This window comes from Saccharopolyspora sp. 6V (assembly GCF_020176785.1).
In the GTDB taxonomy this organism is placed as follows: domain Bacteria; phylum Actinomycetota; class Actinomycetes; order Mycobacteriales; family Pseudonocardiaceae; genus Saccharopolyspora_C; species Saccharopolyspora_C gregorii.
The window spans coordinates 1-2,043 of the sequence record NZ_JAIUKB010000183.1 but is presented as its reverse complement, the minus strand read 5'-3'; the positions used below and the strand labels follow the sequence as shown (position 1 = coordinate 2,043).

Here is a 2,043-nt window from a genome sequence, read left to right as displayed (position 1 = left end):
AACCAGGGCCGGGCCCTCGCCCTCCGCCGGGCGGGGCCTGCCGGCCCCCCCCCCCCCCCCCCCCCCGCCCTGGCCGCCCGCAACCACGGGGGCGGGGTCCTGGGTGCTGCACGCGGCACCGGACAGGGCGAGCAGCGCCACCGCCGTCACGGCGCAGGTGCGCTCGATCACGCTCAGCATCAGTTCGCACGTTAGTGCAGTTTTCGGCCGATGTGGATACTCAAAGTCACTTGTTGATCTCCACGTTATTACCTGGAAGGGTGGCGCGAACATTCGACCGGCAACGTAACGTGTTCAGTTGTCCGGATTCGCCGACGTCGGGGAGGCGAAAGCTGTGACCGAACCTGCGCCCGAAGGGGCCCCAGGGCCAACGAAACCCAGCCGTGACAACGGAATCGGCGGCATCCCGCAGTGGGCCGTCGTCGCCGTCGCCGTCATCGTGCTGCTGATCGCGGGGTACGTGCTGCTCCGCATGCTGTCCACAGAGGACGTGCGGGTCGACGGGCTGCCGTCGCGCCCGGTCCGCGCCGAGGCGACGGCCGATGGATCCATTCAGATCCGTTCCGAGGGCGGCGGTTCCACCGTTCTGCTCGACGGGAAGCCCGTGCCCACCACGCCCCAGGACGGTGCGGTGGCCGTGCACGCGGCCGCCGTGCCCGACGGCTCCCACGTGCTGGAAGTCGTCACGCCCAGGGCGATCTCCTGGCTCGGCTCCGCCAGCACCACGCAGGAGTTCACAGTGGACAGCGCGCCACCGGAGCTCCAGGTCGAGGATTCGCTGCGGCCCGAGAAGCTCGGCGAACCCGTCACCGTCACCGGCAAGGCCGCGGGCGCCGACCAGGTGACCGTCGCGGGCGAGCCGGTCCGGCCCGGGCCGGACGGCGCGTTCTCCGCCGTCGTCGACCGGCCGGAACGGGAGGTCCAGGTCGTGGCCACCGACCTCGCGGGCAACCGCGCGGAGCGCACCATGACCGTGCACATCAAGCACCCGGGCATGCGCGCCGTGCACATGACCGGGCTCGCCTGGACCAGCGACTCGCTGCGCGAACCCGTGCTCGAACTCGCCAGGCAGGGCCGCATCGACACCGTCGAGCTCGACATCAAGGACGAAAGCGGCGAGATCCCCTACGATTCCGCGCTGCCCGAGGCCAACCGCATCGGCGCCGTGAAGAACTACTACGACGCCCGCGAAGCCCTCGACCAGCTGCACGGCATGGGCGTGCGCGTCGTCGGCCGGCTCGTCGCCTTCAAGGACCCGGTGCTCGGCGAGGCGTCCTGGCGCGAAGGCCACCGGGAACGGGTCGTGCAGACCGCGGACGGCCAGCCGTGGAGCAGCGGGTACGGCGACTTCGCGTTCACCAACTTCGCCGACCCGGCGGTGCGGCAGTACAACATCGACCTCGCCGCCGAAGCCGCGTCGCTCGGGTTCGACGACGTCCTCTACGACTACGTGCGCAGGCCGGACGGCGGCATCGAGAAGATGCGCTTCGCCGGGCTGCGCACCACGCCGGAGCAGGGCATCGCGGACTTCCTCCGCGACACCCAGACGGCGGTCCGCTCGAAGGGGGCGCTGCTCGGGGCGTCGGTGTTCGGCATCGCCGTGGACCGGCCCACCCAGATCGCCCAGGACATCCCGCGGATGGCGAAGTACGTGGACTACATCGCACCGATGGTCTACCCGTCGCACTGGGGGCCGGGCGAGTTCGGCGTCGACGATCCGAACACCCAGCCCTACGAGATCGTGCAGCGCTCGCTCGCCGAGTTCGCCAAGGCGGTCGAGGGCACCGACGTGCAGATCATCCCGTGGCTGCAGGACTTCAGCCTCGGCGCCAGCTACGGGCCCGCCGAGGTGGGCGCGCAGATCAAGGCCGCGCGGGACGACGGCATGCCCTCGTACCTGCTGTGGGCGCCGAACTGCCGCTACCACGGGGAGGCGCTGGTCCCGCAGCAGCCGTAGCCGCACCCGCGGTCGTGGCGGAGTGAACGGACCGTTCGTCCAGTCTCGTTGGTCGAACGGTCCGTTGACTCGTGTCGGTGTGGGGT

At 70.8% G+C, this 2,043-nt stretch carries 2 protein-coding genes; one reads left to right on the top strand and one right to left on the bottom strand.

The features are described from left to right. Positions 1 to 180: hypothetical protein (locus tag LCD35_RS28140; RefSeq protein ID WP_225045209.1), on the bottom strand; the 180-nt coding region annotated here is incomplete at its 3' end. Between the two features lie 292 nt (positions 181 to 472). Between LCD35_RS28140 and LCD35_RS28135 the strand changes: the two genes are divergently transcribed. After that, positions 473 to 1,957: a putative glycoside hydrolase gene (locus LCD35_RS28135; RefSeq protein ID WP_255615720.1), complete on the top strand. Its 1,485-nt coding sequence runs from the start codon at positions 473 to 475 to the stop codon at positions 1,955 to 1,957. Positions 1,958 to 2,043 lie beyond the last annotated feature (86 nt).

Excerpts from the sequence above, each read along its gene's own strand:
- LCD35_RS28135 (WP_255615720.1), top strand. The coding sequence starts at position 473 with ATGCTGTCCACAGAGGACGTGCGGGTCGACGGGCTGCCGTCGCGCCCG.